The sequence below is a fragment of the Streptomyces sp. NPDC059816 genome (assembly GCF_042732055.1).
GTDB lineage: Bacteria > Actinomycetota > Actinomycetes > Streptomycetales > Streptomycetaceae > Streptomyces.
This window is the reverse complement of the sequence record NZ_JBHWIQ010000008.1, coordinates 266,777-291,427: the sequence shown is the minus strand read 5'-3', so window position 1 is coordinate 291,427 and position 24,651 is coordinate 266,777. Positions and strand designations below refer to the sequence as shown.

27 protein-coding genes and 1 pseudogene are annotated in these 24,651 nt (G+C 71.2%); 7 read left to right on the top strand and 21 right to left on the bottom strand.

Going from position 1 to position 24,651, the window contains the following annotated elements:
- Nucleotides 1–999 carry an anion permease gene (locus ACFV88_RS14205; RefSeq protein ID WP_385490124.1) on the top strand — a complete coding sequence of 333 codons (999 nt, stop codon included), beginning with the start codon at nucleotides 1–3 and terminating at the stop codon, nucleotides 997–999.
- 72 nt (nucleotides 1,000–1,071) lie between these two features.
- On the opposite strand, the gene ACFV88_RS14200 is transcribed toward ACFV88_RS14205, so the two are convergent.
- On the bottom strand, nucleotides 1,072–2,064 hold the full coding sequence (locus ACFV88_RS14200; RefSeq protein WP_385490121.1) for an asparaginase: 993 nt from the start codon (nucleotides 2,062–2,064) through the stop codon (nucleotides 1,072–1,074).
- Nucleotides 2,065–2,125: 61 nt separating this feature from the next.
- On the bottom strand, nucleotides 2,126–2,758 hold the full coding sequence (locus tag ACFV88_RS14195) for an ABC transporter substrate-binding protein (protein WP_385490118.1): 633 nt from the start codon (nucleotides 2,756–2,758) through the stop codon (nucleotides 2,126–2,128).
- Between the two features lie 183 nt (nucleotides 2,759–2,941).
- On the opposite strand from ACFV88_RS14195, the gene dtd reads away from it, so the two are divergent.
- On the top strand, nucleotides 2,942–3,367 hold the full coding sequence (gene dtd, locus ACFV88_RS14190) for a D-aminoacyl-tRNA deacylase (protein ID WP_385490115.1): 426 nt from the start codon (nucleotides 2,942–2,944) through the stop codon (nucleotides 3,365–3,367).
- 54 nt (nucleotides 3,368–3,421) lie between these two features.
- Here dtd and ACFV88_RS14185 read toward each other — a convergent pair whose 3' ends face one another.
- The 6 genes from ACFV88_RS14185 to ACFV88_RS14160 all read right to left on the bottom strand — a co-directional run bounded on the left by ACFV88_RS14185 (nucleotide 3,422) and on the right by ACFV88_RS14160 (nucleotide 8,106).
- Entirely contained in the window at nucleotides 3,422–4,393 is a 972-nt protein-coding gene (locus ACFV88_RS14185; protein ID WP_385490113.1) for a YgfZ/GcvT domain-containing protein, read from the bottom strand.
- A 34-nt stretch (nucleotides 4,394–4,427) separates the two neighbouring features.
- Nucleotides 4,428–4,889, bottom strand: coding sequence for a Fur family transcriptional regulator (locus tag ACFV88_RS14180; protein WP_385490110.1), 462 nt, complete (start codon nucleotides 4,887–4,889; stop codon nucleotides 4,428–4,430).
- Nucleotides 4,890–5,031: 142 nt separating this feature from the next.
- Nucleotides 5,032–5,604, bottom strand: coding sequence for an FABP family protein (locus ACFV88_RS14175; protein WP_385490107.1), 573 nt, complete (start codon nucleotides 5,602–5,604; stop codon nucleotides 5,032–5,034).
- 212 nt (nucleotides 5,605–5,816) lie between these two features.
- Entirely contained in the window at nucleotides 5,817–6,641 is an 825-nt protein-coding gene (locus ACFV88_RS14170) for a hypothetical protein (protein ID WP_385490104.1), read from the bottom strand.
- Nucleotides 6,638–7,396 carry a hypothetical protein gene (locus tag ACFV88_RS14165; protein ID WP_385490101.1) on the bottom strand — a complete coding sequence of 253 codons (759 nt, stop codon included), beginning with the start codon at nucleotides 7,394–7,396 and terminating at the stop codon, nucleotides 6,638–6,640. The genes ACFV88_RS14170 and ACFV88_RS14165 overlap by 4 nt, the downstream gene beginning before the upstream one ends.
- On the bottom strand, nucleotides 7,393–8,106 hold the full coding sequence (locus ACFV88_RS14160; RefSeq protein ID WP_385490098.1) for a hypothetical protein: 714 nt from the start codon (nucleotides 8,104–8,106) through the stop codon (nucleotides 7,393–7,395). Before ACFV88_RS14160 ends, ACFV88_RS14165 begins: the two co-directional genes overlap by 4 nt.
- An 85-nt stretch (nucleotides 8,107–8,191) precedes the next feature.
- Here ACFV88_RS14160 and ACFV88_RS14155 point away from each other — a divergent pair, with 85 nt between their 5' ends.
- Nucleotides 8,192–8,554 (top strand): DsrE family protein, encoded by a 363-nt coding sequence (locus ACFV88_RS14155; protein ID WP_385490095.1) that lies wholly within the window; start codon nucleotides 8,192–8,194, stop codon nucleotides 8,552–8,554.
- A gap of 563 nt (nucleotides 8,555–9,117) precedes the next feature.
- On the opposite strand, the gene ACFV88_RS14150 is transcribed toward ACFV88_RS14155, so the two are convergent.
- From ACFV88_RS14150 to ACFV88_RS14135, 4 genes and pseudogenes are all read right to left on the bottom strand, one after another.
- Entirely contained in the window at nucleotides 9,118–9,369 is a 252-nt protein-coding gene (locus ACFV88_RS14150; RefSeq protein ID WP_385490092.1) for a DUF3099 domain-containing protein, read from the bottom strand.
- A 79-nt stretch (nucleotides 9,370–9,448) separates the two neighbouring features.
- Nucleotides 9,449–9,925, bottom strand: coding sequence for a hypothetical protein (locus tag ACFV88_RS14145; protein ID WP_385490090.1), 477 nt, complete (start codon nucleotides 9,923–9,925; stop codon nucleotides 9,449–9,451).
- Between the two features lie 46 nt (nucleotides 9,926–9,971).
- A complete protein-coding gene (locus tag ACFV88_RS14140) occupies nucleotides 9,972–10,655 on the bottom strand; it encodes a DNA-binding protein (protein ID WP_385490216.1) in 684 nt (227 codons plus the stop codon).
- 420 nt (nucleotides 10,656–11,075) lie between these two features.
- Nucleotides 11,076–11,150 (bottom strand): annotated as a pseudogene (locus tag ACFV88_RS14135) (helix-turn-helix domain-containing protein); the annotation flags it as partial.
- Between the two features lie 264 nt (nucleotides 11,151–11,414).
- Here ACFV88_RS14135 and ACFV88_RS14130 point away from each other — a divergent pair.
- Complete coding sequence (locus tag ACFV88_RS14130; RefSeq protein WP_385490087.1) at nucleotides 11,415–11,900, top strand: hypothetical protein; 486 nt, start codon at nucleotides 11,415–11,417, stop codon at nucleotides 11,898–11,900.
- Nucleotides 11,901–12,014: 114 nt separating this feature from the next.
- Here ACFV88_RS14130 and ACFV88_RS14125 read toward each other — a convergent pair whose 3' ends face one another.
- The 7 genes from ACFV88_RS14125 to ACFV88_RS14095 all read right to left on the bottom strand — a co-directional run bounded on the left by ACFV88_RS14125 (nucleotide 12,015) and on the right by ACFV88_RS14095 (nucleotide 17,683).
- Nucleotides 12,015–12,302, bottom strand: a complete 288-nt coding sequence (locus ACFV88_RS14125) for a DUF1416 domain-containing protein (RefSeq protein WP_385490085.1) — start codon at nucleotides 12,300–12,302, stop codon at nucleotides 12,015–12,017.
- Nucleotides 12,303–12,346: 44 nt separating this feature from the next.
- The gene (locus ACFV88_RS14120; RefSeq protein WP_385490082.1) at nucleotides 12,347–13,186 is read right to left on the bottom strand and encodes a sulfurtransferase; all 840 of its coding nucleotides are present in this window, start codon (nucleotides 13,184–13,186) and stop codon (nucleotides 12,347–12,349) included.
- Nucleotides 13,187–13,380: 194 nt separating this feature from the next.
- Nucleotides 13,381–13,488 (bottom strand): putative leader peptide, encoded by a 108-nt coding sequence (locus tag ACFV88_RS14115; RefSeq protein WP_385490079.1) that lies wholly within the window; start codon nucleotides 13,486–13,488, stop codon nucleotides 13,381–13,383.
- A 232-nt stretch (nucleotides 13,489–13,720) separates the two neighbouring features.
- Complete coding sequence (locus tag ACFV88_RS14110; RefSeq protein ID WP_385490076.1) at nucleotides 13,721–14,467, bottom strand: DUF2993 domain-containing protein; 747 nt, start codon at nucleotides 14,465–14,467, stop codon at nucleotides 13,721–13,723.
- A gap of 150 nt (nucleotides 14,468–14,617) precedes the next feature.
- Nucleotides 14,618–15,808, bottom strand: a complete 1,191-nt coding sequence (locus ACFV88_RS14105; RefSeq protein ID WP_385490201.1) for an RNA-guided endonuclease InsQ/TnpB family protein — start codon at nucleotides 15,806–15,808, stop codon at nucleotides 14,618–14,620.
- Between the two features lie 222 nt (nucleotides 15,809–16,030).
- The gene (locus ACFV88_RS14100) at nucleotides 16,031–17,419 is read right to left on the bottom strand and encodes a hypothetical protein (RefSeq protein WP_385490073.1); all 1,389 of its coding nucleotides are present in this window, start codon (nucleotides 17,417–17,419) and stop codon (nucleotides 16,031–16,033) included.
- A 9-nt stretch (nucleotides 17,420–17,428) separates the two neighbouring features.
- Nucleotides 17,429–17,683 carry a MoaD/ThiS family protein gene (locus ACFV88_RS14095; RefSeq protein ID WP_385490070.1) on the bottom strand — a complete coding sequence of 85 codons (255 nt, stop codon included), beginning with the start codon at nucleotides 17,681–17,683 and terminating at the stop codon, nucleotides 17,429–17,431.
- A gap of 421 nt (nucleotides 17,684–18,104) precedes the next feature.
- Between ACFV88_RS14095 and ACFV88_RS14090 the strand changes: the two genes are divergently transcribed.
- Together ACFV88_RS14090 and ACFV88_RS14085 are read left to right on the top strand one after the other, a co-directional pair.
- Nucleotides 18,105–18,938, top strand: a complete 834-nt coding sequence (locus tag ACFV88_RS14090; RefSeq protein WP_385490067.1) for a response regulator transcription factor — start codon at nucleotides 18,105–18,107, stop codon at nucleotides 18,936–18,938.
- 149 nt (nucleotides 18,939–19,087) lie between these two features.
- Entirely contained in the window at nucleotides 19,088–20,110 is a 1,023-nt protein-coding gene (locus ACFV88_RS14085) for a LacI family DNA-binding transcriptional regulator (protein WP_385490065.1), read from the top strand.
- Nucleotides 20,111–20,153: 43 nt separating this feature from the next.
- On the opposite strand, the gene mshD is transcribed toward ACFV88_RS14085, so the two are convergent.
- A complete protein-coding gene (mshD, locus tag ACFV88_RS14080; protein WP_385490062.1) occupies nucleotides 20,154–21,080 on the bottom strand; it encodes a mycothiol synthase in 927 nt (308 codons plus the stop codon).
- A gap of 182 nt (nucleotides 21,081–21,262) precedes the next feature.
- Here mshD and ACFV88_RS14075 point away from each other — a divergent pair, with 182 nt between their 5' ends.
- On the top strand, nucleotides 21,263–23,080 hold the full coding sequence (locus ACFV88_RS14075; protein WP_385490198.1) for a bifunctional metallophosphatase/5'-nucleotidase: 1,818 nt from the start codon (nucleotides 21,263–21,265) through the stop codon (nucleotides 23,078–23,080).
- Nucleotides 23,081–23,175: 95 nt separating this feature from the next.
- Here ACFV88_RS14075 and ACFV88_RS14070 read toward each other — a convergent pair whose 3' ends face one another.
- Complete coding sequence (locus ACFV88_RS14070; protein ID WP_385490196.1) at nucleotides 23,176–24,594, bottom strand: sensor histidine kinase; 1,419 nt, start codon at nucleotides 24,592–24,594, stop codon at nucleotides 23,176–23,178.
- Between the last annotated feature and the right edge of the window lie 57 nt (nucleotides 24,595–24,651).

Below are 24,651 nucleotides of genomic sequence, written 5' to 3'. Positions count from 1 at the left end.
GTGGACACCTTCGCGCTGGTCGCGACCATCGGGGTCGCGCTGTTCTTCACGTACACCAACGGGTTCCACGACTCGGCGAACGCCATCGCCACCTCCGTCTCCACCCGGGCGCTGACGCCCAAGGCCGCGCTGGCGATGGCCGCGGTGATGAACCTGATCGGTGCGTTCCTCGGCAGCGGGGTGGCCAAGACGGTCAGTGAGGGGCTGATCGAGACGCCGCACGGCAACAAGGGGATGGGCATCCTCTTCGCCGCGCTGGTCGGTGCGATCATCTGGAACCTGGTGACCTGGTACCTCGGGCTGCCCTCGTCCTCCTCGCACGCCCTGTTCGGCGGGATGGTCGGCGCGGCGCTCGCGGGCGGCACGGACGTCATCTGGTCCGGGGTGTTCGACAAGATCGTCATTCCGATGTTCCTGTCGCCGCTGGTCGGGCTGGTGGTGGGCTATCTGGTGATGTGCGCGATCCTGTGGATGTTCCGGCGGGCCAACCCGCACAAGGCCAAGCGCCACTTCCGGATCGCGCAGACCGTCTCGGCGGCCGGCATGGCCCTCGGGCACGGCCTCCAGGACGCGCAGAAGACGATGGGCATCGTCGTGATGGCCCTGGTGATCGCCGACGTCCAGGCGTCCGGCGACGAGATCCCGGTGTGGGTGAAGATCGCGTGTGCGGTGATGCTCTCGCTCGGCACCTACGCCGGCGGCTGGCGGATCATGCGCACCCTGGGGCGGAAGATCATCGAGCTGGACCCGCCGCAGGGGTTCGCGGCGGAGACCACCGGCGCGGCCATCATGTTCGGCTCGGCGTTCCTGTTCCACGCGCCGATCTCCACGACCCATGTGATCACCTCGGCGATCATGGGGGTCGGGGCGACGAAGCGGGTGAAGGCGGTGCGCTGGGGGGTCGCCAAGAACATCGTCCTCGGCTGGTTCATCACCATGCCCGCGGCGGCGCTGAGCGCCGCGTTGAGCTTCTGGGTCATCCAGCTCGGCTTCGGCTGACCTGACCTGACCGGGCCCCAGCACCGGAGCCCCAGCACCGGAGCCCCAGTGCCGACGCCCCGGCGGCGGGGGTCAGAACGCGGCGCGCACGGCGCCCACCTCGGCCGCGCCGCCGGTGAGGGGCGCCCGGCCGATGCGGTCCACCACCTCGTCGTGGACGTCCAGCTGGTGCAGCACCCGGGCCAGGACCGGACCCAGGGCGCGCCCGCCACCGTCCTCGATCTTGAAGGCGAGGGCGCGTCCATCGGGCAGCGCCACCGCCTGGACGGCCTCGGCGCCCATCTTCGCCAGCGTCCCCGGCACCGCCCGCATCAGCCAGGTGTCGGCCCGCCGGGTCCCCGCCACGTACTCGGGGTGGCTGCGCATGGCGTCCGCGACCTGCCGCTCGGGCGACCCCTGGGGCGCCCGCACGAAGGAGCGGAACGCCCGGGCGAGCCCCGTCAGGGACAGCGCGAACAGCGGCGCCCCGCACCCGTCGGTGCCCGTCGCCGCGATGCTCTCCCCGGCGGCCTCCTCGACCGTGTCGCGCACCAGGAGCTGGAGCGGATGGCCCGGGTCGAGGTAGGAGTCGAGCGGCCAGCCGTTGCGCAGACAGGCGGCGAGCATCGCCGTGTGCTTGCCCGAGCAGTTCATGGTGACCCGCTCCCGGGTGCCGCCGGCCGCGAGGTACGCCTCCGCCTCCGTCGCGTCGAGCGGCAGGTCGGGCGGGCACTGGAGCTGCTCCTCGGTGAGCCCGTACTCGGTGAGCAGGGTCCGCACCAACTCCAGGTGAAACGATTCGCCTGAGTGGCTGGCGGCGGTCAGGGCGAGCCGCCGTCCGGTGAGCGGGACCCCCGCCCGCAGGATCGCGGCGGCCTGCATCGGCTTGTTCGTCGACCGGGGGAACACGGGTGCGTCGGCGTCCCCGAGCACCCGTTCCACCCCGCCGTCCGCGGCGAGCACCACCAGGTGCCCCCGGTGCCGCCCCTCCACGAAGCCGGACCGCACCACCTCGGCGAGCACCGGCGGCACGTCGGGCCGCGGCTCCGGGGACGTCACGGGGTTGGGGACGGGGCTGGTGGACATGGCAGGTGGCCTCCGGGGGACGGCCCGCGACCGGCCGCCCGGGATCGCCGGGCCGACGGGGTCAGACGAGCAGGTCGTCGACTTGTGCTTCGCCCTCACGGTACCTGCGGGCGATCTCCGCGCTGCACTCGTCGGTGGTCCGCTGGAGGGTCTGTCGTCGTCCTGACACCTGCTGTTCGTACTGGACGAGCCGCCCCCGGGCGTCCCGCAGCTCCTGGTCGGTGCGGGCGGCGAGATCGGAGAGCTCGACCTCGCCGAGCATCTCCGCGGCGAGCCTTCGGTACTCCTCGCCGTGCGGGGTGCCGAGGGTGACGTGCCGGGCGGAGGAGCGGTGCCGGGCGGGCTGGTCGGCGAGGATCTCGGACAGCCGGTCCACGACGGGCGCCTTGGGGGCGGTGCGCCGGCCGAGCTCCGCGCACAGGATGTCGATGCGGCCCTGGAGCAGCCGCCGCACGTAGCTGAGGTCGGCCTCGTCCCGTTGCGCGTCCCGGCGCAGCCCGCGCAGCTCGGGCAGGGTCAGCGCGGTCAGGTCGGGTTGCGGCAGCCGTTCGAAGAGCGGGGTCTGGGCGGTGCGCTGTGCGGGTGGTCGCGCGCCCGTTCTCGCGCCGCCCTTCACGGTGCTTCTCGTCCGCGGGCTCGTCCGGGTCAGTGACACGGGTACGGGCTGCTGACGCCCGGTACTCGGTGTGCTCATGTGATCGTTAACCGTCCCCTCGACCGGTGCGGCCTACCGCCTGGGAAGCATCGTGCCACCCCGAGTGGGCGCTATGTGACCGAGTGCCCCCGATCGGCCCCGGATGGGGGGTTCGGGAGCATGCGAGTGCCCCCGGATGGGCGTGGGGGCACACGACCGGCGGGTGCGGGCATGATGGTGCGCATGCGAGCGGTGGTGCAGCGGGTGGACGGGGCGGACGTCGTCGTCGAGGGCGAGACGGTCGGGGAGATCGACGGGGAGGGCCTGTGCGTCCTGGTGGGGGTGACCCATGAGGACACCCCCGAGCAGGCGGCGCGGCTGGCCCGCAAACTGTGGACGCTGCGCATCCTCGACGGGGAGCGGTCCTGCTCGGACACGGGCGCCCCGCTGCTGGTGATCAGCCAGTTCACCCTCTACGGGGACGCCCGCAAGGGCCGGCGGCCCACCTGGAACGCGGCGGCCCCCGGCGAGGTGGCCGAGCCGCTGGTCGACGAGGTGGTGGCCCGGCTGCGCGAGCTGGGCGCGAAGGTCGCCACGGGGCGGTTCGGCGCGTCGATGCGGGTGTCCCTGACGAACGACGGCCCGTTCACCGTGTTGCTGGAGGTCTGACCTGCTGGAGGTCTGCCCCCTCCGGCGCCGGGCCGTCTCGCGCGTCCCGGGTGTTCAGGGGGCGACGACGGTCTCCTGGGCCGCGGCGGTGGTGTCTGCGAGGAGGTCCGCGTCGACGGGGACGTTCCGCTTGATCAGCGCGAGGGCGATGGGCCCCAGTTCGTGGTGGCGGACCGAGGTGGTGACGAACCCGATCGCCCGTCCGTCGGGGCCGTCGGCGGCGCGCCGCAGTTCGGTGCCGCGGGGCGGCAGGTGCACCTCGCTGCCGTCGAGGTGGAGGAAGACCAGCCTGCGGGGCGGCTTGCCGAGGTTCTGCACCCGGGCGACGGTCTCCTGACCCCGGTAGCAGCCCTTCTGGAGGTGCACGGCGGAACCGATCCACCCCAGCTCGTGCGGGATCGTGCGGTGGTCCGTCTCGAAGCCCAGCCGGGGCCGGTGACCCTCCACCCGTAGCGCTTCGTACGCGAGCACGCCCGCCGGCGGGCCGAACGGGCCGCTGCCGGAGAGGTCCGCCAGCCGGGCGCGCGGCAGGAACAGGTCCCGCCCGTGGCCGGTCTCCCGGACGACGACGTCCTCGGGGACGGGGGCGATGGACCCGGCGGGCAGGTGGACGACGGCGAACTCGTCCGTGCGGTCGGCGACCTCCACCCGGTAGAAGAACTTCATCGACTCCAGGTACGCGATCAGCGCCTGCTGCGTGCCCGGTTCGACGTGCACCCACACCGTCGTGCCGTCGTCGACCAGGTACAGGGCGTGCTCGATGTGTCCGTTGGCGGACAGGACCAGTGCCTCGGTGGCGCGGCCGGGCGGCAGCTCGCTGACGTGCTGGGTGAGCAGCAGGTGCAGCCAGGCCAAGCGGTCGTCGCCGGTGACGGTGATGACCCCGCGGTGCGACAGGTCCACGAAGCCGGTGCCGTCGGCGAGGGCGCGCTGCTCACGGAACAGGTCGCCGTAGTGGCCGGCGACGCCTTCGTCCACGCCTTCGGCGGAGACGGCACCGGGCAGCGACAACAAGGGGCTCTTCATATCCACTCAGGGTACGACCCGCCGCGGCCCGGGATTATTTCCCGGCGGCGGCCCGGTCCTCGTCGGCCGCCGGTTTCGGTGCGGTGCGGCAGTTCCCGCACCGTCCGAAGATCGCGAAGTGCTTCATGTCGGTGTCGAAGTCGAAGGTGGCGTGCAGCTTCGCGGTGAACTCGTCGGCGACGGTCACGTCCGCTTCGATGACGCCCGAGCAGTCCCGGCACACCAGGTGCAGGTGGTGGTGGCGGGCCGCGAGGTGGTAGGTCGGCGCCCCGTGCCCGAGGTGGGCGTGGCTGACCAGCCCCAGTTCCTCCAGCAGCTCCAGGGTGCGGTACACGGTGGAGATGTTGATCCCGGACGCCGTCTTGCGCACCTCGCACAGGATGTCGTCGGGCGTCGCGTGCTCCAGCGCGTCGACGGCCTCCAGCACCAGCTGCCGCTGCGGCGTCAGTCGATAGCCGCGGCGCCGCAGGTCGGCCTTCCAGTCGGTGCTCACCACGCGACCAGTGTAGGCAGGGCCGGACGGGTCGGGGCCCGGCCGACGCAATCCCCCGGGACGCTGGCGAAAACGCGACGGCCCCGGCGCGAGGGGTTCGCGCGCGGGGTCGTCGGGGTTGCCGGGGGCCGTGGGGCCGGCGGGGCTACTTGAAGAAGGCGATCCCGTCGTCGGGGAGGTCGCCGAGGTCCTTCGCCCAGTTGGCCACGTCCTCGGGGCTGACGACCTTCTTCAGGTGGGCGGACATGTACGGGCGCAGCGGGACGTCGGGCGTCTGCTTCTCACCGACCCACATCAGGTCGCTCTTGACGTAGCCGTACAGGCGCTTGCCACCGGTGTAGGGGCCGGAGGCCGCGGTCCGCGCGACCGCGTCGGTGACCAGGTCGATCTGCGGCTTCTTGTCGGCCAGCTCGCCGTACCAGATCTCGACGACGCCGTCGTCCCGGACCATGGTCACCTCGACCTTGCGGTCCGCGTCGATGCGCCAGAAACCGGCCTCGGACTCCAGCGGCTTCACCTTGTTGCCGTCGTTGTCGAGGATCCAGGTGTGGGAGCGGTACTCCAGGAAGTCCCGTCCGTCGTGGCTGAAGGTGACCTCCTGTCCGAAGTTGGCCTTTTCGGCCCCGGGGAAGTCGGTGACGCCCGCGCCCGCCCAGTTCCCGAGGAGGAACGCGAGGGGGACGAGGTCCTTGTGCAGGTCGGACGGGATCTCGATCATGAGCGGAGGTTCCTAGGTGGGGATCAGCGCTGGCCCTGGTACAGCTTCTTCACAGCCAGCCCCGTGAAGGCGAGGACGCCGACGCAGACGAGCGCGAGAAGGACTTCGAAAAAGATGACCACGGGGTGCTCCTCGGTGGGCGGTCGGGCGGGGCCGGCGGTGCCGGGCCGGGCCCCAGTTTAGTGGGCGGGGGCCCGGGCTTCGCGGTGAGGTCAGCCGAGCAGCTGACCCTGGAGGGTCACGGTCTGCTGGAACGGGACGTCACGGGCGCCTCCCGCCCGGGACTGGATGACCAGGCCGACGGTGTCGCCCGCGGTGAGGAAGGCGAGTCGGGTGTGCTTGCGGCCCTGCGGCTCGGCGTCCGTGAAGGGGTACGCGGTGACGTACTCCTGCTGGGCCTCCTCGGGGAACTCCGTGTCGCGACGGGCGACCGACACGTCCTTGAGCTCGTGGACGGGACCCGTGCTGCTCCAGCCGTGGGCGAGCCGCCAGGACTCCGCCGCGCCCGCGCTGCCGAACCGCAGCAGGTAGACCCGGGTGCGGGTGCCGTCCGGTGTGGTCCAGCCCCGGGCGGCGATCCCCGGTACGGCGTAGTCGATGAGCTGCTGACGGATCTCGGCGCGGTCCTGCGGCAGGGTGAAGAGCTCCGCGAACTCGCCGGGCGGCAGCCAACCGTCCTCGTCCTTCAGGCCCGGGTCGGGGACCGAGCCGCGCGGCGCCGGCAGCAGGAGTTCCCGCAGCGGGGCGTGGTGGACGGCGGCCGGGTTGTCCTCCGCGAAGGGTGCGGGGGAGCCCTCGGGCAGCGCGGGCCGCTCGATCCGCGGGTAGTCCCACCGGCCGTCTGAGTCGGTCGCCAGGCCGGGCACCTCGGCGCGTTCGACGGTGGTCAGGCCGTAGGCGATGCCGGTCGCCGCGGCGGCGAAGACCAGGACCGCCGCCGCCCAGCGGACGAGGGCGCCCGGGCCGCGGCGCGGGTCCTTCGGGGGCGCCTCGTCCGCGGTGTCCACCGGGGTCTGTTCGATCGTCTCGATGGTCATGCGGGCTGCCCCTGCTGGGTGAGGCGGTCGAGTTGACCGCCGATGAGTGCCAGGCGGTACTGGTCCAGGGGCCCGGCGGAGTGCACGAAGGCGAGCATCAGCACGTCGCCGACGTGGGCCACGCACTCCAGTGAGTCCACCCGGTCCGAGGTTTCGCTGGACTCCTTCGGTTGGATCGAGGGAAACCGGTAGCAGCGGGCTTCGCGGTGCCCCTCCGGTGTCGGCCCCGGCACGGCGCCGGGCTTCTTCGCGAGGGAGTCCGCCATGATCCGCGCCACGGGCCCGGTGTTCTTGCTCGGCAAGCGGGACAAGGAGATCCGGACGACGTTGCCCTGCCCGCCGTACTCCCGGGCGTAGCTCCGCACGGCCGTCGCCTCGACGTCGGTGTTCGCGAGACCCCGTTCCAGGTCTCGGCGCTCGTCGTCCGACCAGGTGGGGTTCTCCGCCCGGAACCGTTTCCTGATCTCGTCGCCGCTCAGGACGGTGTCGTGACCGCCTAGTTCGACGTCGTCGGGACCGGGTCGGTAGCCGTAGTCCGCCTCGTAGGGAACGAGGAGCGCGGCGAGTCCTTCGGGGCGCTTCGCCGGCGGTTGCGGGGTGTCCGCGGACGCCCAGACGGGTGCGGGCGGGGTGCGGTCGGCGGTGGCCACCGTCGCGGCGGTGACTCCGGTGGCGATGACTGTCGCGCCGGCCAGGGCGAGGGCCGTCACTAGCTTGGCCCGCCGGCGCCCGGTCGCGGGTGCTTCCTCGTTCACAGCCGGGCCACCTGTCGTCGTGCCAGTTCGCTGATCTCCTGCTCGGGGATCGGCGTGGTGCCCGTGATGATCACGCGTACGACCACGTCGCCGCGCCACGCGTGGGCCTGGCCCAGGTACATCGGTCGGCCGTCGACCTGCTCGGGTGTCGTGTGCGTGAACACCATTCCGTTGCTCGAACCGGGCAAGGCGGTGCCAGGCGTCCCGCTCTCTCCGGCCGCCTGGTAGCTCATTCCGTCCACCACGCGGGGGAGATGGTGCTCCGGGCCCGTCCGGTACTGGTCGAGCTGGACCTTGACCCCGCGGCTGCCGGTGCGCCAGGTGGCCTGGGCGGTGCGGCGGAAGTCGTGATCGACCAGGTTGCTCAGCCGCCCCGCCGGGATGCCGTACAGCTCCAGCTGCCGGCCGAGCGGCGACCAACCCCGCAGGTCGCGTGCCCCGCGGGGTGCGGGGAGCAGCAGTTCGCGCAGGTCGCCGGCGGTGCGGGCGGCGGGGTCGGCCGGGGCGGTGTCGCCGCGGGGCGCGGTCGGGACGACCGGCTGGGACAGCGGTGCGAGCGGGGTGGGGGTGCGGTCGGCCTGGATCAGGTAGCCGACGCAGGCACCGGCGATGACACCGAGTGCCGCCGCTCCGGCGAGCAGCGGGAGTGTCCTCCTCCGGGGGCGGCCGGGTGCGGTCCGGGGCCCCTCGTCGGGTCTCGGTGGTTCCACGGGATCTCCTCTGAGGATCAGTTCAACGCAGGGGAGACCCGTGGGCACACTGTGTGGTTGCGGGATACACGATTACGATTCGGGCATGGCGAAGAAGCTCGTGATCAAGGTGACGGCGGGGGCGGACGCGCCCGAACGGTGCTCCCAGGCGTTCACGGTGGCGGCGGTCGCCGTGGCCAGTGGCGTCGAGGTGTCGTTGTGGTTGACCGGGGAGTCGGCGTGGTTCGCGCTGCCCGGGCGCGCGGCCGAGTTCGAACTGCCGCATGCGGCGCCGTTGCCCGAGCTGATCGAGGGGGTGCTGGCCGGGGGGTCGGTCACCCTGTGCACGCAGTGTGCGGCGCGGCGCGACATCACGCAGGGCGATGTGCTCGACGGTGTGCGGATTGCGGGGGCGCAGGTGTTCGTCCAGGAGGCGATGGCTGACGGCACGCAGGCGCTCGTCTATTGACGTACCGCCGCTCGTACGGGGCACCTGCGGTGGGCTCGTTCGTTCGTGCGGGTGCGCTGTGGTTTTGGTGCGTTCACCTGGCGGTGCGCTGTTTTCGTGCGGGTGCGTGGTGTGTTTGCGCAGTTCCCCGCGCCCCCTTCGGGTGCGTTCACCTGTGGGTGCGTTGTCCGGTGCGGTGCGCTGGAGGTTCGCGCAGTTCCCCGCGCCCCTTTTGGTGCGTTCGTCTGGGCGTGCGCTGGTCCTGTGCGGGTACGTGGTGTGTTTGCGCAGTTCCCCGCGCCCCCTTCGGGTGCGTTCACCTGTCGGTGCGTTGTCCCGTGCGGGCGGATTCGCGACGGCGAGGCGTGGCCCCGCCCCGATAGGGGCGCGGGGAACTGCGCGAGACCACAGCGCACCCGCACAGAACCAGCGCACCCACAGCGGAACGCACCTAAAGGGGCGCGGGGAACTGCGCAAAACGCACCGCGCACCCGCACGGAAACAGCGCACCGCCAGGTGAACGCACCAAAAGGGGCGCGGGCAACCACAGCGCACCACACGGGAACAGCGTCCCCGAAGGGGGATCAGCGTTTGCCGTCCAGTTCGTCCCACCACTCGTCGGACTTGGGGTCACCGGACGGCGCGTCCCACCAGCGGTCGTCGGGGCCCCGACGGTTGGCCATGATCGCGGCGACCGGCGGAATGAGCATCGCGACCACGCACATGGCGACGGCCGCGGGGATCGACCACAGGCGCACCACGGACCACGCCAGGACGAAGAGCACCACGCACGTGCCCATCATGGCGAAGTACACATGCCGCCTGCGTGCGTACATGTCTCCAGCGTACGTCCGGTGCCTGGGCCCGGCCCGGTTGGAAGTCGAGGCGGACGCGCTTTTCGGTGCTCGGAGCCGGTCAGTCCCGTCGGGCGCCGGCGGGCCACGTCACCGTCACGGGCACGCCCTTCTCGCGTGCGTACGCAACGACGTCGGCGCTTCCTCCGTACCCGCGCGCGGGCTGCCCGTCCCAGACGGCGATCAGTCGGTCAACCTGGTCGACCAGGAGCTCGCTGCCCGCCATGTGGGCACGGGAACCCGACGCGTCGAGTCCCGTGCGGTGCACGGAGGCAGCTCGGCGGAGGAGCTCGTCGTAGGTGTCGTGGTGCCAGTCGGGCAGGTCCGCGCGGTACTCCTCGGCGGGCAGGACGACTTCCAGTTGCCCGCCGTGTTCGAGTACGGCCAGGGTGAACCACGTGTCGGGGCCATCGGCGATGCAGCTGACGACGACCAGTTCAGCGGCGTCGTAGTAGGTCACCACCTTGGCGAGGAGAGCCCGCACCTGCGCTTCGACTTCACTGGGCAGACCGCGGTGGCCAGTGATTCCCAGTCTCATGAGTGATCTCCCGTCTCCTACTGATGTGAGAAGTGCCGATAAGGACCTACAGGTATGCGTCGTGGAGTCTCGCGTCGAAATCCTGGATGACCGCCGGCGGCGTGTTCGATGCGTAGCTCCGACGGAAGGTGCGAGCCCGCTCGACAATGCGGCCGGAGCGCAGTCGGAGGCCGGTATCGAGGGCTCGGGTGGCGAGGCCGAATGCGGTATCGAGGTGACCGGCAGCCAGGTGCCCAGTCGCCACGTCTAAGCCGAGCAGCGCCCGCTGTTTGTGGTGATGAGACGACAGGGCCGCCTTCGCGTCGTCGAGTGACGTAGTGACCCATTGGGGTCGGGCCAACCGTGCACCACAAGCGACCCGGGCAGCTGCCACCTTGCGCTGGTCAAAAGCGAAGACCCACGGCCAAGGCGGCGGCTCTTCCGCCGACATCTTCTCCACTCCGTCCGCGCTGTCGAGCAGGGCCCGATCTGCCGCATGCCCGTTCCCTGCCGTGGCGTGGGCAACGGCTTCGAGGGCCGCCAGCCACGCAGTGGCGATGGCCGGTTGTTCATCCCCTAGCCGGCCTCGGGCGCTGCGGATCATTCTCAGACCCTGGGATACGTTGCCGGCCTCAACCTCGAACTGAGCAAGACTGCCCTGCTGGTACGCCATCAACAGCGGGTCACCAGAGCGGCGAGCGGCCTTGATCGCCGCTCCGTACCAGGTCCGCGCCGACCCGGTGTCCGCCATGTCCCAGCTCAACCAGCCAGCAAGACTCGCAACTTCGCTCCCCACAGCGGCGAGTTGGGCCCGACTGACGGGATCAACGGCGCGGGCCGCCACAGATTGCACCAGCCGCATATGGCCGTGAACAGTGTCAGAGAGCTGCCGGGCTCCTACGGTGGCGTCCATGCGCCTGTAGGCGTTGGTGGCGAGACGCAACGCGTCTGTCTGGTCGGCTACTTCCTCAGGGAAGCGAGGCGATGAATCGCTGGCGGATGACCGCCCGACACCAACCGGTTTCCCCACGGGCAACCGGCGTCCTCGCGCTCGATCGGGCTGCCCTGTTGGCAATCCGGTTGGCACATCTGGGCTCGCGAGGCCAACCAGCGCGAGGGGGATTCCTAGGTGTCCGGCGGCTCTGGCAAGGGTGGTCATGTTGTAGGCACCAACTCCCCTCTTCTCCATCCGGGAAATTGCTGACTGCGACAGCCCGCAGGCATTCCCTAGTTGCCGCTGGGTCATCCGAGCCTCCTTGCGAGCCAGCTCTATGACCCGCCCGTAGTCGCCAATCCCGGAAGCTTCGCGGGCCTTGCTCTCCGACCAGCTCATCACCATCTGCTCCTCACGGTATGCATCTGTTCGTGGGATGCGGATCTCCTTATGCGCCTGCGCATACGCGCATGCGTCCGGCGCATCAAATCTCAGCGTTCCCCCGGCAACGGCGTTTCCCTCACGACACGACCTGCGTTCCTTCGATGCTGCAAGTGACTCAAGGGGAGACACCAGATGCCAACTCACCAGGATCCACCCCAGCCCGGCACCCTCGTCCGCGACACCCAACGGGACACGCTGGGAACATTCATGGGGGAGGTGGGCGGGCGGTGGTTGCTGCGGCCCCTCGGGGGCGGCCTGGAGTGGGAGGCAGAGCCGTCACAGGTGGAGGCGATGGCGGAAGCCGTGCCCCGGGCCGTCCGGTACCGGTTCGGGGAGTGGACGCACACTCCTGGCGCCGGGCTCCGACTGCTCCCCTGGTCGTCCCCCGAAGGTAAACCCTGCTACCTCGCGACGGCCGACGAGGACGGGTACCTCTCCCGGCTCGCAGGCGGAGTGGAAGCCACCCAACTCTCCATGGCGGAGGACCTGCTCGGACACGCCCACGCGATGCTCGACGAACCCAAGCTCACCGTCCCGGAACTCAAGTTCACCGTGGCCCGGTTGGCGGAGGCGCTCAGCGACACGCTCCGGGTCGCCCACAGTCGGGGCCGGCGCTAGGGATGAGTGGACGCTCCGTGCAGCGCGCGAAAAGCCCGGAGCGCCGTACCCCGGTCCAGTGGCGTCCAACCCCTGGGGTACGGCCCTCCGGGCCGCTTCGTTGCGCGGTGGCCGTCAGACGGCGATCGCGACCTCGGCGAGTCCGCCGGTCTGGGCGACGACGGTACGGTCCGCCGTGCCGCCGGGCACCAGGGCGCGCACGGTCCACGTGCCCTCGGCGGCGTAGAAGCGGAACTGACCGGTGGCCGAGGTGGGCACCTCGGCGGTGAACTCGCCGGTCGAGTCCAGCAGTCGGACGTAACCGGTGACGGGCTCGCCGTCGCGGGTCACCTGACCCTGGATGGTGGTCTCACCGGGCTTGATCGTCGAGGCGTCGGGGCCGCCGACCTTGGCTCCACACATAATGCGTCTCTCCTGAGTGGCTGTCTGGCTGTCGGTCGGGGGGCTTACTTGGCGGGGCCGAGCTCGATCGGCACACCCACGAGGGAGCCGTACTCGGTCCACGAGCCGTCGTAGTTCTTGACGTTGGTCACGCCGAGCAGCTCGTGCAGCACGAACCAGGTCAGGGCGGAACGCTCACCGATGCGGCAGTACGCGATGGTGTCCTTGCTCAGGTCGACCTGCTCGTCCTCGTACAGCGCCTTGAGCGCGTCGTCGGACTTGAAGGTGCCGTCGTCGTTGGCGTTCTTCGACCACGGGATGCTGCGGGCGCTCGGGATGTGGCCCGGGCGCTGCGACTGCTCCTGCGGGAGGTGGGCCGGGGCGAGCAGCTTGCCCGAGAACTCGTCGGGGGAGCGGACGTCGACCAGGTTCTGCACGCCGATCGCGGCGACCGCGTCGTCGCGGAAGGCGCGGATCGAGGTGTCCTGGGCCTTGGCCTTGTACGCGGTGGCCGGGCGGGCGGGGACCTCGGCGACCAGGTCGCGGGAGTCCAGTTCCCACTTCTTGCGACCGCCGTCGAGGAGCTTGACGGAGTCGTGGCCGTACAGCTTGAAGTACCAGTACGCGTAGGAGGCGAACCAGTTGTTGTTGCCGCCGTAGAGGACCACCGTGTCGTCGTTGGCGATGCCGCGCTCGGACAGGAGCTTCTCGAAGCCGGCCTGGTCGACGAAGTCGCGGCGGACCGGGTCCTGGAGGTCCTTCTGCCAGTCGATCTTGATGGCGTTCTTGATGTGGTTCTTGTCGTACGCCGAGGCGTCTTCGTCGACCTCGACGATGACGACCTTCGGGTCGTCGAGGTTGGCCTCGACCCAGTCGGCGTCAACCAGGACGTCGCTACGGCTCATGCTCGTTCTCCTCCGGGGCAGTTCGGGGCAGTTGCGGCGGGGCAAACACAGGGGATCAGGGCGCGCGGCGCGGAGCCCGGGGGTCCGGGGTGGCGCCTGGCTGCGCGGGCCTGGGTGGAACCGGCCGCCGGGGCGGCTCGACGGGGCGGGACCGCGCGGTTCGTCGGGGTCGGTGACCGAGGGTCGGGGTCCGCTCAGACAGTGCGACAGAGCATGGCGGCGACGCGGCACAGGTCGACTGCCCGCCGCTTCGTCAGATCCGCCTGTCCCCGCGTTCGGGGACCGCTCAAATAGCACTGCATGGGGACGATCGTAGGTAGCCGGGGGTGGCCGTGTCACCGATGTTTCACATCGCGAGACAGGATCATCCGCAATGCGGGATGAGCGGACCTCGGCGGGTCGGCGGGGCGGGGTCCGGTGGACCTTCGCGCGGGGTCGTATCTGAGGTACGGACTTCACCGTCTCGCACTGTGGACGGAGGGTGTCCCGTGGGGCCTCCGAGGAGGGTTCCGTGAGGTGGCCGACGACCGGGGACTACCCGACGAGGCGGACGTTCGAACCCTTCACGGAGATGTTCACCCCGTCCGGGGCGGCCTCGACCTTGTCCAGCTCGATGCCCGCGGGCAGGTCGCTGATCCGCTGCCGGAAGTCCGTGATCTCCCGGACCTTCTCCTCGGCGAGCGGCACCCCGAGGTTCGGCAGCGAGTCCGCGTCCACGGTCACCTCGCCGTTGCGCACGGTGGCGGAGCTCGTCACGGTGATCGGCTGCGGGAGCTTGCGGCCCATCACGGTCGCCTCGACGGACACCGCTATCTTGCCGTCGCCCCCGTCGGACAGCCCGATGACCTTCGCGGTCACCCCGCGGGCCAGTTGCACCGGCTTGACCTGCGCGGCCTTCAGGAGTTCGGGGTAGGAGACGAGTGCGGTGCCGGTGGCGCGCTGGGCGGTGGCGGAGGAGAAGTCGCCGGAGAAGTCGACGTCCGTCATCCGGGCCGTCAGCTTCTCGATCCGGACCGGCTTCGCGCCGTTGCCGCTGCCGGTTCCGGCGTTCGCGTCGTAGTCCTTGATGCCGACCTCGATCTCGTCCAGGGTGCCGCTCGCCGCCTGGGTGAGGAAGGGGAAGCCCTTGATCGAGACGTCGGGCGTGCTCGCCAGACCCTCGCTGGTGCGCAGCCGACCGGCGGCCTCGTTCTCGGCGAAGTTCACGGCGAGTCGGTCCGCGGCGACGAACAGGCCGCCCAGGACGACGGCCACGATCAGGAGTATGCGTAGTGCGCGCATGGACGGTCTCTTCCCCCGGCTGCATCGGTCGTAGACGGCGAGCCTAACCCCGTCCACAGGCTGTGGACGGGGTCGGTCGAAGGTTGTCGATCGGCTTTGACTCCTCCCCTCACTGATGGGAGGGGATTCCTAGCTCACTTCGCCTGGCCGTCAGCGACGGACAGGGCTTACAAGATCAGCACTAGCCGGGTTGAGACCAGCCCGGACGAGCATCACGCGGGCGGAATTCTTATCCCTGGGGGACATCGCTGCGCACGCGGTGCACGTATACGTTCTCTCGGAGAGGGGAAGTGCGTGCTTGGCTCTCGCTCCGCACTGTGCGCAGTCCATGGTGGTGTGCGCGGGGTGGACCAGGTGCACGGTCCGGCCGTGCTTGCGGCCCATCTCGATCAGGGCCGTCTTGGTCGCGCCGATCGCGGCGTCTGCCGCCTTGCGGGCCATGGTGGTCCTCGCGAGGAACTTCGGTCGGAAGTCTTCCACCGCGAGGTGGTCGAAGTCCCGGACGACTTGCTTGGCCCACTTGCGGCCGGTGTCCTTCCGCTGCCGGGCGAGCTTCTTGGACACCTTCGCGGCTGCCTCGCGGGCCTTGCGGTAGCCAGCGGTGTCGGGCCGGTTCTTCGGGGTCCGGCGCCGGGCCGTCATCCGCTGGTACTTCGCCAGCTTTGCCGCAGCCGTCTTCCCGTGCTGGGCATGTGGCAGGTCGTGGGCGTCTGAGGTGGTGGTGGCGGTCTCCTTGACGCCCCAGTCGATGCCGATGTTCCGGCCGGTCTCCGGCAGGCCCTCGGTCACCGTGGCCACGACGAAGGAGCAGTACCAGTGTCCGAGGCTGTCGCGGTACACCCGCACCGACGACGGCGGGGTGAGCAGCTCACGCGACCACGCCACCGTCAGCACGATCCCGCCCGCAAGATGCAGCCGGTCGTCCTTGATCCGGAAGCCGCGCCGCGTGTAGTTCAGCGACGGTGCCGCCTCGCGCTTGCGCTTGATCCGGGGCATCCCGGCCCGCTGCCGCATCGGCAGCTTCGCCTTGACGTCTTTCAGGGCCTTGGCCCGGGACTTCGCGAAGTCCCGGATGATCTGCTGCTGCGGAACGCTCGCGCCTTCCCGCAGCCAGGTCATCGACTGCCGGGCCTCGGTCAGCATCCTGTCGAGCTGCGCCGGGCCGCACGTCGCCTTCTCGCCGGTCGTCTTGTTGCGCTGGTGGACCTTGCGGGACATCGCCACACACTCGTTCCACACCCAGCGACACCGTGCCCACTCATCGTTCAGCTTCGCGAGCGCGCCAGACGACACGCGCAGCCGGAAGGCATACCGAGCATGCCCGGCCACCTGTTCGCCCATCGCCGCCGTGGTCACGATCCAGAACGTAACACCCCCCACTGACAACGGAAGAGAGTGCAAGTCACCACAGACACGAAGGGAACCCCGGCGCTTCGCGCCTCCACGCCAAAGACCTGTTCCTCCCCGACCCGAAGGCCGGGCACCCTGGGAGAAGTCAGGTAACGAGCGGGGTCCCGCCCCCCTAGGGAGGGCGGGACCGGGCCCGGGCGGCGTCCGCGCGGGTCAGCCGAGGGCGCGGCCCAGGAAGTACACCGCCGGGCCCGCGGCGGCCAGCGGCAGTGCGACGCCGGCCGTCATGTGCACGAACCGCGAGGGGTAGTCGTAGCTGGCGGCCCGGTGCCCGACCAGGGCGCAGGCACCGGCGGCGAGGCCGAGCAGCGCACCTTCCGAGCCCAGGTCGGTCAGCCCGCCGGCCACCAACCCGCCGCCGGCTGCGGCGGCCACCAGCGCCACCAGGACCGACACCACCGTGGGGAGCGGCAGGGCCCGGGCGAGCACGGCCGCGGCGACGGCGAGCGCCCCGACGACCACCGCGTCCGGTTCCGCGCCGAGGTGCCCGGCGGCCACCACCGCGAGCGCCGCCGACACCACCTGGGCCAGCAACCCGTACAGCCGTTCGTCCGCGCTGGCGTGGCTGCGCAGGGTCAGCACGATGGACAGCAGCACCCAGACGCCGAGGGTGCCGAGCACCGCGGCGGGCGTGTTCTCCCGGCCCGCGACGAGCAGTGCCGCATCGGCGACGAGACCGCCGAGGAACGCCAGCGCGATGCCCTGCCGGGCGGGCCACATGCCGTTGAGCCGGAACCAGCCGGCCGCCGTCACCGCCTGGAGCAGCGCCACCGGAAGGAACAGGGCGTACTGGTGCAGGGCCCCGGCGCCGGCGATCAGCAGCGCGAGGACCGCGGTCAGCGCGGCGGGCTGGAGCCCCGGCTCCAGGATCTGCGGCCGGCCCTCCGCACGGGCCCGGTCCGCGGCCGTCGCGTACTGCGGCTCCGGGGCGGGCGCCGCGGCGGAGCCGGCGTCGGTGGTTCCGTTTCCGGCCGTGGTGCTCCCGGTGTCGGTCTGCCGGGGGTCGCCCGGGTCGGTGCCCTGCGGTGGGGTGCGGGTGCCCCGGCCGTACGTCTGCGGGGGGCCGTACGCCGGACCCGGCGCGGGCTCCGGCGCGACGGGGGCGACCGGTGCGTACGGGGCGGGGGCGGGCTGCTGGTCCAGCGCGGGTACGGGGGGCTGGAGCTGGGTCTCCCAGGTGGGCGCCTGCCACTGCTGGGTCTGCGGCCCCTCGTCGTACGGCTGCTCCGCGAAACCGGGGTGACCCGTGTGACCAGAGTGACCCGTGTGGCCCGGGTGGTGGCCGGGGTACTGGGCGGCGGCCGGCGGGAACGCACCGGGTGCCTGCTCCTGCGGGGACGGCGCTCCGTACTGCTGCCCCTGCTGCTGTCCGTGCTGCTGTCCGTACTGCTGTTGCCCGTACGCGTACTGCTGCTGTCCGTACGGGGGGGCGTGCCCGTACGACGGGTCGGTGCCGTGGCCGGCGCCCTGCGGGTGCGACGGGTGCGGCTGATGGGGCTGGTAGGCCAGGGAGTCGGAGTCGTGGTCTGACTGGTCAGGCATCGTGCGGGGTCACCCTCCTGCGAACGGCGGGAGCACCTCGACCGTGCCGCCCTCGGCCAGCCGTACCGTCTCGTGCCCCCGGGTGCCGACGGGCTCGCCGTCGATCAGGAACGAGCTGCGGTCCAGCACGCGTACCAGCTCCCCGGGGTGGCGCTGTCGCACCCCGGCCAGGGCCTCGGCCAGGTTCCCGGCGTCGAACGGTTCCTCCGCCACCCCCGCGGCGGCCTTCGCCGCGGCCCAGTAGCGGATCTTCCCCCTCGCCATGCGTCGCCCCTCCGGAGTCCTCTGGTACGGCTCCCATCATGCCGTGCCCCGGGTGTCCGTCGTGCCCGTGCGGCAGGGCGCAGGATCGGTTCCGTGAGCGGCGGCACACTCCGGGCGACCCGTTGACCCTGCCTATGGGGGAGGCATGTGGGTTATTCTGCTGGCAGAGGACTCGGGCGAAGTGGCCCCCGGGTCCTTTTGTGCTTTCCGGCGCGTTGTATACGACTCTGGAGTCGTGACGGGACAGAGTGCGCAGCAACATGAGCAGTGCGAGTAAGACCAGTACGAGTAAGACCAGTACGAGCAGCAAGAGCAGTACGAAGCAGTGCCGTAAACGTCCTCGCAGGGACCGAGGAGGAACCGACGTTATGGGCGAGCGAACCGTGCACGCAGGCAGGACGACCCGGGCGGGTGGGGTGCGATGAGCTCACTCCTGCTCCTGACCAATGCCCTCCAGCCTTCGGCGGAGGTGCTGCCCGCGCTCGGACTGCTCCTCCACAACGTCCGGGTGGCGCCCGCCGAGGGCCCCGCCCTGGTCGACACCCCCGGGGCGGACGTGATCCTCGTGGACGGGCGGCGGGACCTGCCGCAGGTGCGCAGCCTGTGTCAACTGTTGCGCTCCACGGGGCCCGGGTGTCCGCTGATCCTGGTGGTGACGGAGGGCGGCCTCGCGGCGGTGACCGCGGACTGGGGGGTGGACGACGTCCTCCTCGACACCGCGGGGCCCGCCGAGGTCGAGGCGCGGCTGCGGCTCGCGACGGGTCGCCAGCAGATCGGGACCGACGACTCCCCGATGGAGATCCGGGGCGGTGACCTGTCGGTGGACGAGGCGACGTACAGCGCCAAGCTGAAGGGGCGCGTACTGGACCTCACCTTCAAGGAGTTCGAGCTGATCAAGTACCTCGCGCAGCACCCCGGGCGGGTGTTCACGCGGGCCCAGCTGCTCCAGGAGGTGTGGGGGTACGACTACTTCGGGGGCACCCGGACCGTGGACGTCCACGTGCGGCGGCTGCGCGCGAAGCTGGGCCCGGAGAACGAGTCCCTGATCGGCACCGTCCGCAATGTCGGGTACCGGTTCGTCATCCCCGAGAAGCCCGATAAACACGACAAGCAAGACAAGCGGGACAAGCGGAACGAGCGAGACGGTGCCGACCGGCGCGACGGGCGCGACCGGGCCGGCGAATCTGAGGGTTCGTCGCGGTCCGCCGCTGCCGCGCCCGTTCCGGGTGGGGTGCCGCACCGGCTGCGGGGGTGACCGGGCGGGGTTCGGGACGGTCGGCGCGGGACCTGCGGCGGTCGGCACGGGACCGGCCTGGTCACCGTTGGATCGCCCTCGGGTCACCGGAAGATCCCAGAGAACGGACGACCCGCTCATTTCGGGGTCTCTCCGCGTAGACTTCGCGCGTGGCCAAGGTGACTCGGGACGATGTGGCGCGACTGGCGGGTACCTCGACCGCGGTCGTCAGCTATGTGATCAACAACGGACCCCGGCCGGTCGCCCCGGCCACCCGGGAACGCGTGCTGGCCGCGATCAAGGAGCTCGGGTACCGCCCGGACCGCGTCGCCCAGGCGATGGCCTCCCGCCGCACGGACCTCATAGGCATGATCGTTCCGGACGCCCGGCAGCCGTTCTTCGCGGAGATGACGCACGCGGTGGAACAGGCGGCGGCCGAGCGCGGCAAGATGGTGCTGGTCGGCAACTCCGACTACCTCGACGAACGCGAAGTGCACTATCTGCGCGCGTTCCTCGGCATGCGGGTCTCCGGCCTGATCCTGGTGAGCCAGGGCCCCAGCGAGACCGCCGCGGCCGAGATCGACGCCTGGGACGCCCGGGTGGTGCTGCTGCACCGCAGGCCCGAGGCGATCGAGGACGTGGCCGTGGTCATCGACGACGTGGGCGGCGCCCAACTCGTCACCCGTCACCTGCTGGAGCACGGGTACCCGTACGTCGCCTGCCTGGGCGGCATCGAGGAGACCCCGACCGTGGGCGACCCGGTCACCGACCACGTCGAGGGTTGGCGTCGCGCGATGGCGGAGGCGGGCCGCTCGATCGAGGGACGCCTGTTCCAGGCCCCGTACAACCGGTACGACGCGTACCAGGTCGCGTTGGAACTGCTCGCCGGACCGCGCCGCCCGCCGGCGATCGTCTGTGCGACCGACGACCAGGCCATCGGGGTGCTGCGGGCCGCCCGGGAGCTGCGGATCGACGTTCCCGGGGAGCTGGCCGTCGCCGGTTTCGACGACGTGAAGGAGGCCGCGTTGACCGATCCGCCGCTGACGACGGTCTCCTCCGACCGGCCCGCGATGGCCCGCGCGGCCCTCGACCTCGTCCTCGACGACGGCCTGCGGGTGCCCGGTTCCAGGCGGGAACGGCTCAAGCTGTTCCCGTCCCGCCTGGTCGTCCGCCGGTCCTGCGGCTGTCACTGATCCCGGTCGACGGCGCCGCGGGCCCGACGCCTACAGATTCCGCCTACGCCTCCGAGCGGTACATCAGGTCCGTCTCGTGGGTGACGAACCCGAGGCGTTCGTACACCTTCACCGCGGCGGTGTTGTCGGCGTCGACGTAGAGCATCGCGGTCGGTGCGTCCGTCGCGGCGAGGTGGCGCAGGCCGATCGTGGTGAGCGCCTTGCCGAGTCCGCCGCCCTGGACGCCGGGGCGCACCCCCAGCACGTACACCTCGCCGAGTCCCTCCTCGGCGTGCACCTTCGTCCAGTGGAAGCCGACGAGTTCGCCGTCCCGCTCGGCGAGGAAGAACCCGGCTGGGTCGAACCAGGGCTGTGACGTGCGCGCGTCCAGGTCACGTTGGGTGAGCGAACCCTGTTCCGGGTGGTGGGCGAAGGCTGCGGCGTTCAGCGCCAGCCAGTCGGCGTCGTCCCGGCCCACCACGAAGGTCCGTACGGTGACGCCCTCGGGCAGCACCGGGTCCGGGAGGTCCAGGGCGGTCAACGGGCGCCGCATCTGGCGCAGTTCGCGGAACAGGGTCAGACCGAGCACCTGGGCGAGGTGGCGCGCGGCGGAGTGGCCGCCGTGCGCCCAGACCCGTAGCCGCTTGCCGGTGGCGGCCAGCAGGGCGGTGCCGAGGGCGCGGCCGTGGCCCCGGCCCCGGAGCGCGGGCCGGACGACCAGCTCGGCCGCGGGGGCCTCCACCGGGTCGGTGTCCTCCAACTGTGCGTAACCGACGAGTTCGTCGCCGACGAGCAGCAGCAGGTGGCGCACGCCCTCGCGGGTCCCGCCGCGCAACTGGAGGCGGCCCTGCTCGGACACGGCGGGTTGGCCGTCCTCCCGGGCCGCCTCCTCGATCAGCTCCAGCACGGCGTCCGCCTGGTCGGCCGTGAGCGCCGTCAACGTTTCGATCCGCCGCAGCGGTCCGCCCGCAGGCGCAGTCTCACTCGTCATGCCCCCGAGCCTACGTCCCGCGTGGACCCTTGCCGGGGTGGTGGTGCGGTGGCGCGGTGGCCCGCGGGTTCCGGTCCCGCAACCACTCCGTAATCCTTACCCCCTGTTGCGCTACGCGCGTTGACTCTAGGCTTCCGACGATTGCCACCGACGACCGCACCCACCCAGGGGGCCCCGTGCGAATCCATTCGACCCCGTCCAGACGGAACATCCGCGTGCTCGCGGCCGTCGCCGCCGCCGCCACGGTCGGCGCGCTGACCGCCGCCCTTCCCGCCTCCGCCGATTCCGGTCGGGGCGACCGCGACGACCACCGTGGTCACGGCCACGGTTCGTCCCGCACGGTGGACGTCCAGCTGCTGTCCTTCAACGACCTGCACGGTCACCTGGAGCCGCCCTCGGGCTCCTCGGGCAACGTGACGGAGCGTCAGCCCGACGGGACGACGAAGCAGATAGCGGCCGGTGGCGTCGAGTACCTGGCCAGTTCCCTGCGGGACGCCCGCAAGGGCGAGCGGTACTCGGTGACCACCGCGGCGGGCGACCTGATCGGCGGCAGCCCGATGCTGTCCGGTCTGTTCCACGACGAGCCCACCATCGAGGCCCTGAACGCACTGGACCTGGACGTCGCGGGCGTCGGCAACCACGAGTTCGACGAGGGCATCAAGGAACTCCAGCGCATCCAGCGCGGCGGCTGTCACCCCACGGCCGGCTGTTACGAGCCCGGCCGGAAGTTCGAGGGCGCCGACTTCCCGTACCTCGCGGCCAACGTCACCAACGAGAAGTCGGGCCGCCCGGTCCTCGCCCCCTACTGGGTGTGGAAGGAGAAGGGCGTCAAGGTCGGGTTCATCGGGATCACCCTGGAGGGGACGCCGGACGTCGTCTCGGCGGACGGCATCAAGGGCCTCAAGTTCCACGACGAGGTCGAGACGGTCAACAAGTACGCGAAGGTGCTGGAGCGCCAGGGCGTGAAGTCGATCGTCGCCGTGATCCACGAGGGCGGCTACCCGGCTTCGACCTCGTACAACTACGACTGCGACTCGCCGGGTGCGGGCGACGGCATCTCCGGTCCGATCGTGGACATCGCCAAGGGCATCTCGCCGCAGGTGGACGCGCTGGTGACGGGGCACACGCACCAGCCGTACGCGTGCACCATCCCGGACCCGTCGGGCAAGCCCCGCACGGTGACGTCCGCGGCGTCGTTCGGTCGTCTGTACACGGAGACCACGCTCACGTACGACCGGCGGACCAAGGACATCGTCCGCACCAGCGTGAAGTCCGCGAACCACGTGGTCCGGCGCGACCAGCCGAAGGCCGCGGACATGACCGAGCTGATCGGCCGCTGGAACAAGCTGGCCGCCCCGGTGGCCAACCGCCCGGTCGGCTACATCTCCGGTGACGTCCCGGGCCGCGGCGCCACGACGCCCGAGACCCCGCTCGGCGACCTGATCGCCGATGCGCAGCTCGCGCACGCCAAGTCCCTGGACCCCAAGGCTTCGCTGGCCCTGATGAACCCGGGCGGCATCCGCGGGGACCTGCTGCACCGGGCGAGCGGGGCCGAGGGCGACGGCGTGGTCACCTTCGGCGAGAGCTTCACCGTGCAGCCGTTCGGCAACACCGTGAACCTGGTGGACCTGACCGGTGCCCAGCTGGTCACCGCGCTCCAGCAGCAGGTCACCGGCTCCAACACGGCCGCCCCGAAGATCCTCCAGGTCTCGGACGGCTTCACGTACACGCTGGACCTGACCAAGTCCGGTGCGGACCGCGTCGTGGTCGACTCGATCCGGCTGAACGGTGCGCCGCTGGACCCGAACGCCACCTACCGGGTCGCCCTGAACAACTTCCTCACCGGTGGCGGTGACGGCTTCGCCGAGCTGGGCAAGGGCAAGAACACGCTCGTCGGCGGGGACGACCTCAAGGCCCTGAACGACTACTTCGGCGCCCGTTCGTCGGCCGGGTCCCCGTTGGCCCCGCCGAAGGCGGACCGCATCAACGTCGTCCGCTAGCCCCTAGCTCCGCCTCACCTGCCTCACCCGCCCGAAGGGGCCGTACGGGACCAGCGTCCCGTACGGCCCCTTCGGTGCGTCACGTACGGGCCCCGTCAGGCGGCTTCCCGGGGGCCGTCCGGGGGTTGTGGGGGTGGGGTGGGGGCGCCCGGGAGGCGTACCGAGACGAGGGTGCCGCCACCGTCCGCGGCCTGGAGGCGAACCGTTCCGCCGGACTGTTCGACCGTGCGCGCCACGATCGAGAGGCCGAGGCCCGAGCCGGGCAGCGAACGGGCGGACGGGGAACGCCAGAAGCGGTCGAAGACGTGCGGGAGGTCATCGGGGGAGATGCCGGGCCCGTGGTCCCGCACCGACAGCTCGCCCTCCCGCAGGGTCACCGTGACCTCGCCGCCGGCCGGGCTGAACTTGATCGCGTTGTCGAGGATGTTGATGACGGCGCGTTCCAACGCGGCCGGTTCCCCGCGCACGTACCAGGGGGTGAGGTCCGCGGTGATGGTCAGCTCCGGGCCGCGCAACCGGGCGCGGCGCAGCGCCAGGTCCGCGAGGTCGTGCAGGGCGAGCACCTGGACGCGGCTGGTGCCGTCGGGGCGGGAGAGTTCCTGGAGGTCGCCGATGAGGGAGGCGAGTTCCGTCATCTGGGCCTTGACCGAGGCGAGCAGCGCGGTGCGGTCGTCGGGGGGCAGGGCGCGGCCGGTCTCCTCGCTGCGGGCGAGCAGTTCGATGTTGGTGCGCAGCGAGGTGAGCGGGGTGCGCAGTTCGTGGCCCGCGTCGGCGATCAGCTGCTGTTGGAGTTCCCGGGACGAGGCGAGGGCCTCCGTCATCGCGTTGAACGAGCGTGACAGCCGGGCGATCTCGTCGTCCCCCTCGGTCGGGATGCGCACGGTCAGGTCCTGGGTGCGGGCCACGTGTTCGACGGTTCGGGTGAGTTGGTCGACGGGGCGCAGTCCGGTCCGGGCCACCAGGGCACCGGACATGCCGGCGACGACGACGCCGAGCCCCGCGGCCAGCACCAGCACCAGGGTGAGGTCGGAGAGGGTGTCGTTGATCTCGTCGAAGGGGCGGGCGATCGACAGGGCGTAGGGCGCGCCGCTGATCTGGTACGTCAGGACGCGGTACTCCCGGCCGCTGGCGTCCTTGGCGTCGTGGTAGGTGTCGATGAGGGTGCCCTCGACGACCGCCTTGTCGCTCACCGAGACCTTGAGGGGTTCGCCGCCGAGGATCAGGCAGGTGGTCCCGTCGGGCATGACGGCCTGGAGGGTCATGCCGTACCAGGTGGTCTCCTGGTTGGGCATGAGCGGTGCGCAGCGGGGCGCCGGGAGTTGGGTCTCCATGAGGATCCTGACGTCCCGGTCGTTGGGTCGGTTGGTGCTGAGCGACTTGTCGAGCGAGTCGACGAGTGCGCCGCGGACCACGAGCCAGCTGGTGGTGGCGATGGCGGCGACGGCGAGCGCCACCGTGGCGGCGACGAGCAGGGCGAGGCGGGAGCGCAGCGGCAGTGCGCGGAGCCGGCCCAGGGCGTGCCGGCTCCGCGCACCCCCCCGGGGGGGGTTGCGCGGAAAGGGGGGTGAGGG

Excerpts from the sequence above, each read along its gene's own strand:
- ACFV88_RS14115 (WP_385490079.1), bottom strand. The coding sequence starts at position 13,488 with ATGCAGTGCTATTTGAGCGGTCCCCGAACGCGGGGACAGGCGGATCTG.
- ACFV88_RS14120 (WP_385490082.1), bottom strand. The coding sequence starts at position 13,186 with ATGAGCCGTAGCGACGTCCTGGTTGACGCCGACTGGGTCGAGGCCAAC.
- ACFV88_RS14195 (WP_385490118.1), bottom strand. The coding sequence starts at position 2,758 with ATGAGCACACCGAGTACCGGGCGTCAGCAGCCCGTACCCGTGTCACTG.
- ACFV88_RS14175 (WP_385490107.1), bottom strand. The coding sequence starts at position 5,604 with ATGATCGAGATCCCGTCCGACCTGCACAAGGACCTCGTCCCCCTCGCG.
- dtd (WP_385490115.1), top strand. The coding sequence starts at position 2,942 with ATGCGAGCGGTGGTGCAGCGGGTGGACGGGGCGGACGTCGTCGTCGAG.
- ACFV88_RS14145 (WP_385490090.1), bottom strand. The coding sequence starts at position 9,925 with ATGAGACTGGGAATCACTGGCCACCGCGGTCTGCCCAGTGAAGTCGAA.
- ACFV88_RS14100 (WP_385490073.1), bottom strand. The coding sequence starts at position 17,419 with ATGCCTGACCAGTCAGACCACGACTCCGACTCCCTGGCCTACCAGCCC.
- ACFV88_RS14155 (WP_385490095.1), top strand. The coding sequence starts at position 8,192 with ATGGCGAAGAAGCTCGTGATCAAGGTGACGGCGGGGGCGGACGCGCCC.
- ACFV88_RS14170 (WP_385490104.1), bottom strand. The coding sequence starts at position 6,641 with ATGACCATCGAGACGATCGAACAGACCCCGGTGGACACCGCGGACGAG.
- ACFV88_RS14090 (WP_385490067.1), top strand. The coding sequence starts at position 18,105 with ATGAGCTCACTCCTGCTCCTGACCAATGCCCTCCAGCCTTCGGCGGAG.
- ACFV88_RS14125 (WP_385490085.1), bottom strand. The coding sequence starts at position 12,302 with ATGTGTGGAGCCAAGGTCGGCGGCCCCGACGCCTCGACGATCAAGCCC.
- ACFV88_RS14200 (WP_385490121.1), bottom strand. The coding sequence starts at position 2,064 with ATGTCCACCAGCCCCGTCCCCAACCCCGTGACGTCCCCGGAGCCGCGG.
- ACFV88_RS14185 (WP_385490113.1), bottom strand. The coding sequence starts at position 4,393 with ATGAAGAGCCCCTTGTTGTCGCTGCCCGGTGCCGTCTCCGCCGAAGGC.
- ACFV88_RS14110 (WP_385490076.1), bottom strand. The coding sequence starts at position 14,467 with ATGCGCGCACTACGCATACTCCTGATCGTGGCCGTCGTCCTGGGCGGC.
- ACFV88_RS14095 (WP_385490070.1), bottom strand. The coding sequence starts at position 17,683 with ATGGCGAGGGGGAAGATCCGCTACTGGGCCGCGGCGAAGGCCGCCGCG.
- ACFV88_RS14150 (WP_385490092.1), bottom strand. The coding sequence starts at position 9,369 with ATGTACGCACGCAGGCGGCATGTGTACTTCGCCATGATGGGCACGTGC.
- mshD (WP_385490062.1), bottom strand. The coding sequence starts at position 21,080 with ATGACGAGTGAGACTGCGCCTGCGGGCGGACCGCTGCGGCGGATCGAA.
- ACFV88_RS14140 (WP_385490216.1), bottom strand. The coding sequence starts at position 10,655 with ATGGCGGACACCGGGTCGGCGCGGACCTGGTACGGAGCGGCGATCAAG.
- ACFV88_RS14130 (WP_385490087.1), top strand. The coding sequence starts at position 11,415 with ATGCCAACTCACCAGGATCCACCCCAGCCCGGCACCCTCGTCCGCGAC.
- ACFV88_RS14105 (WP_385490201.1), bottom strand. The coding sequence starts at position 15,808 with ATGGGCGAACAGGTGGCCGGGCATGCTCGGTATGCCTTCCGGCTGCGC.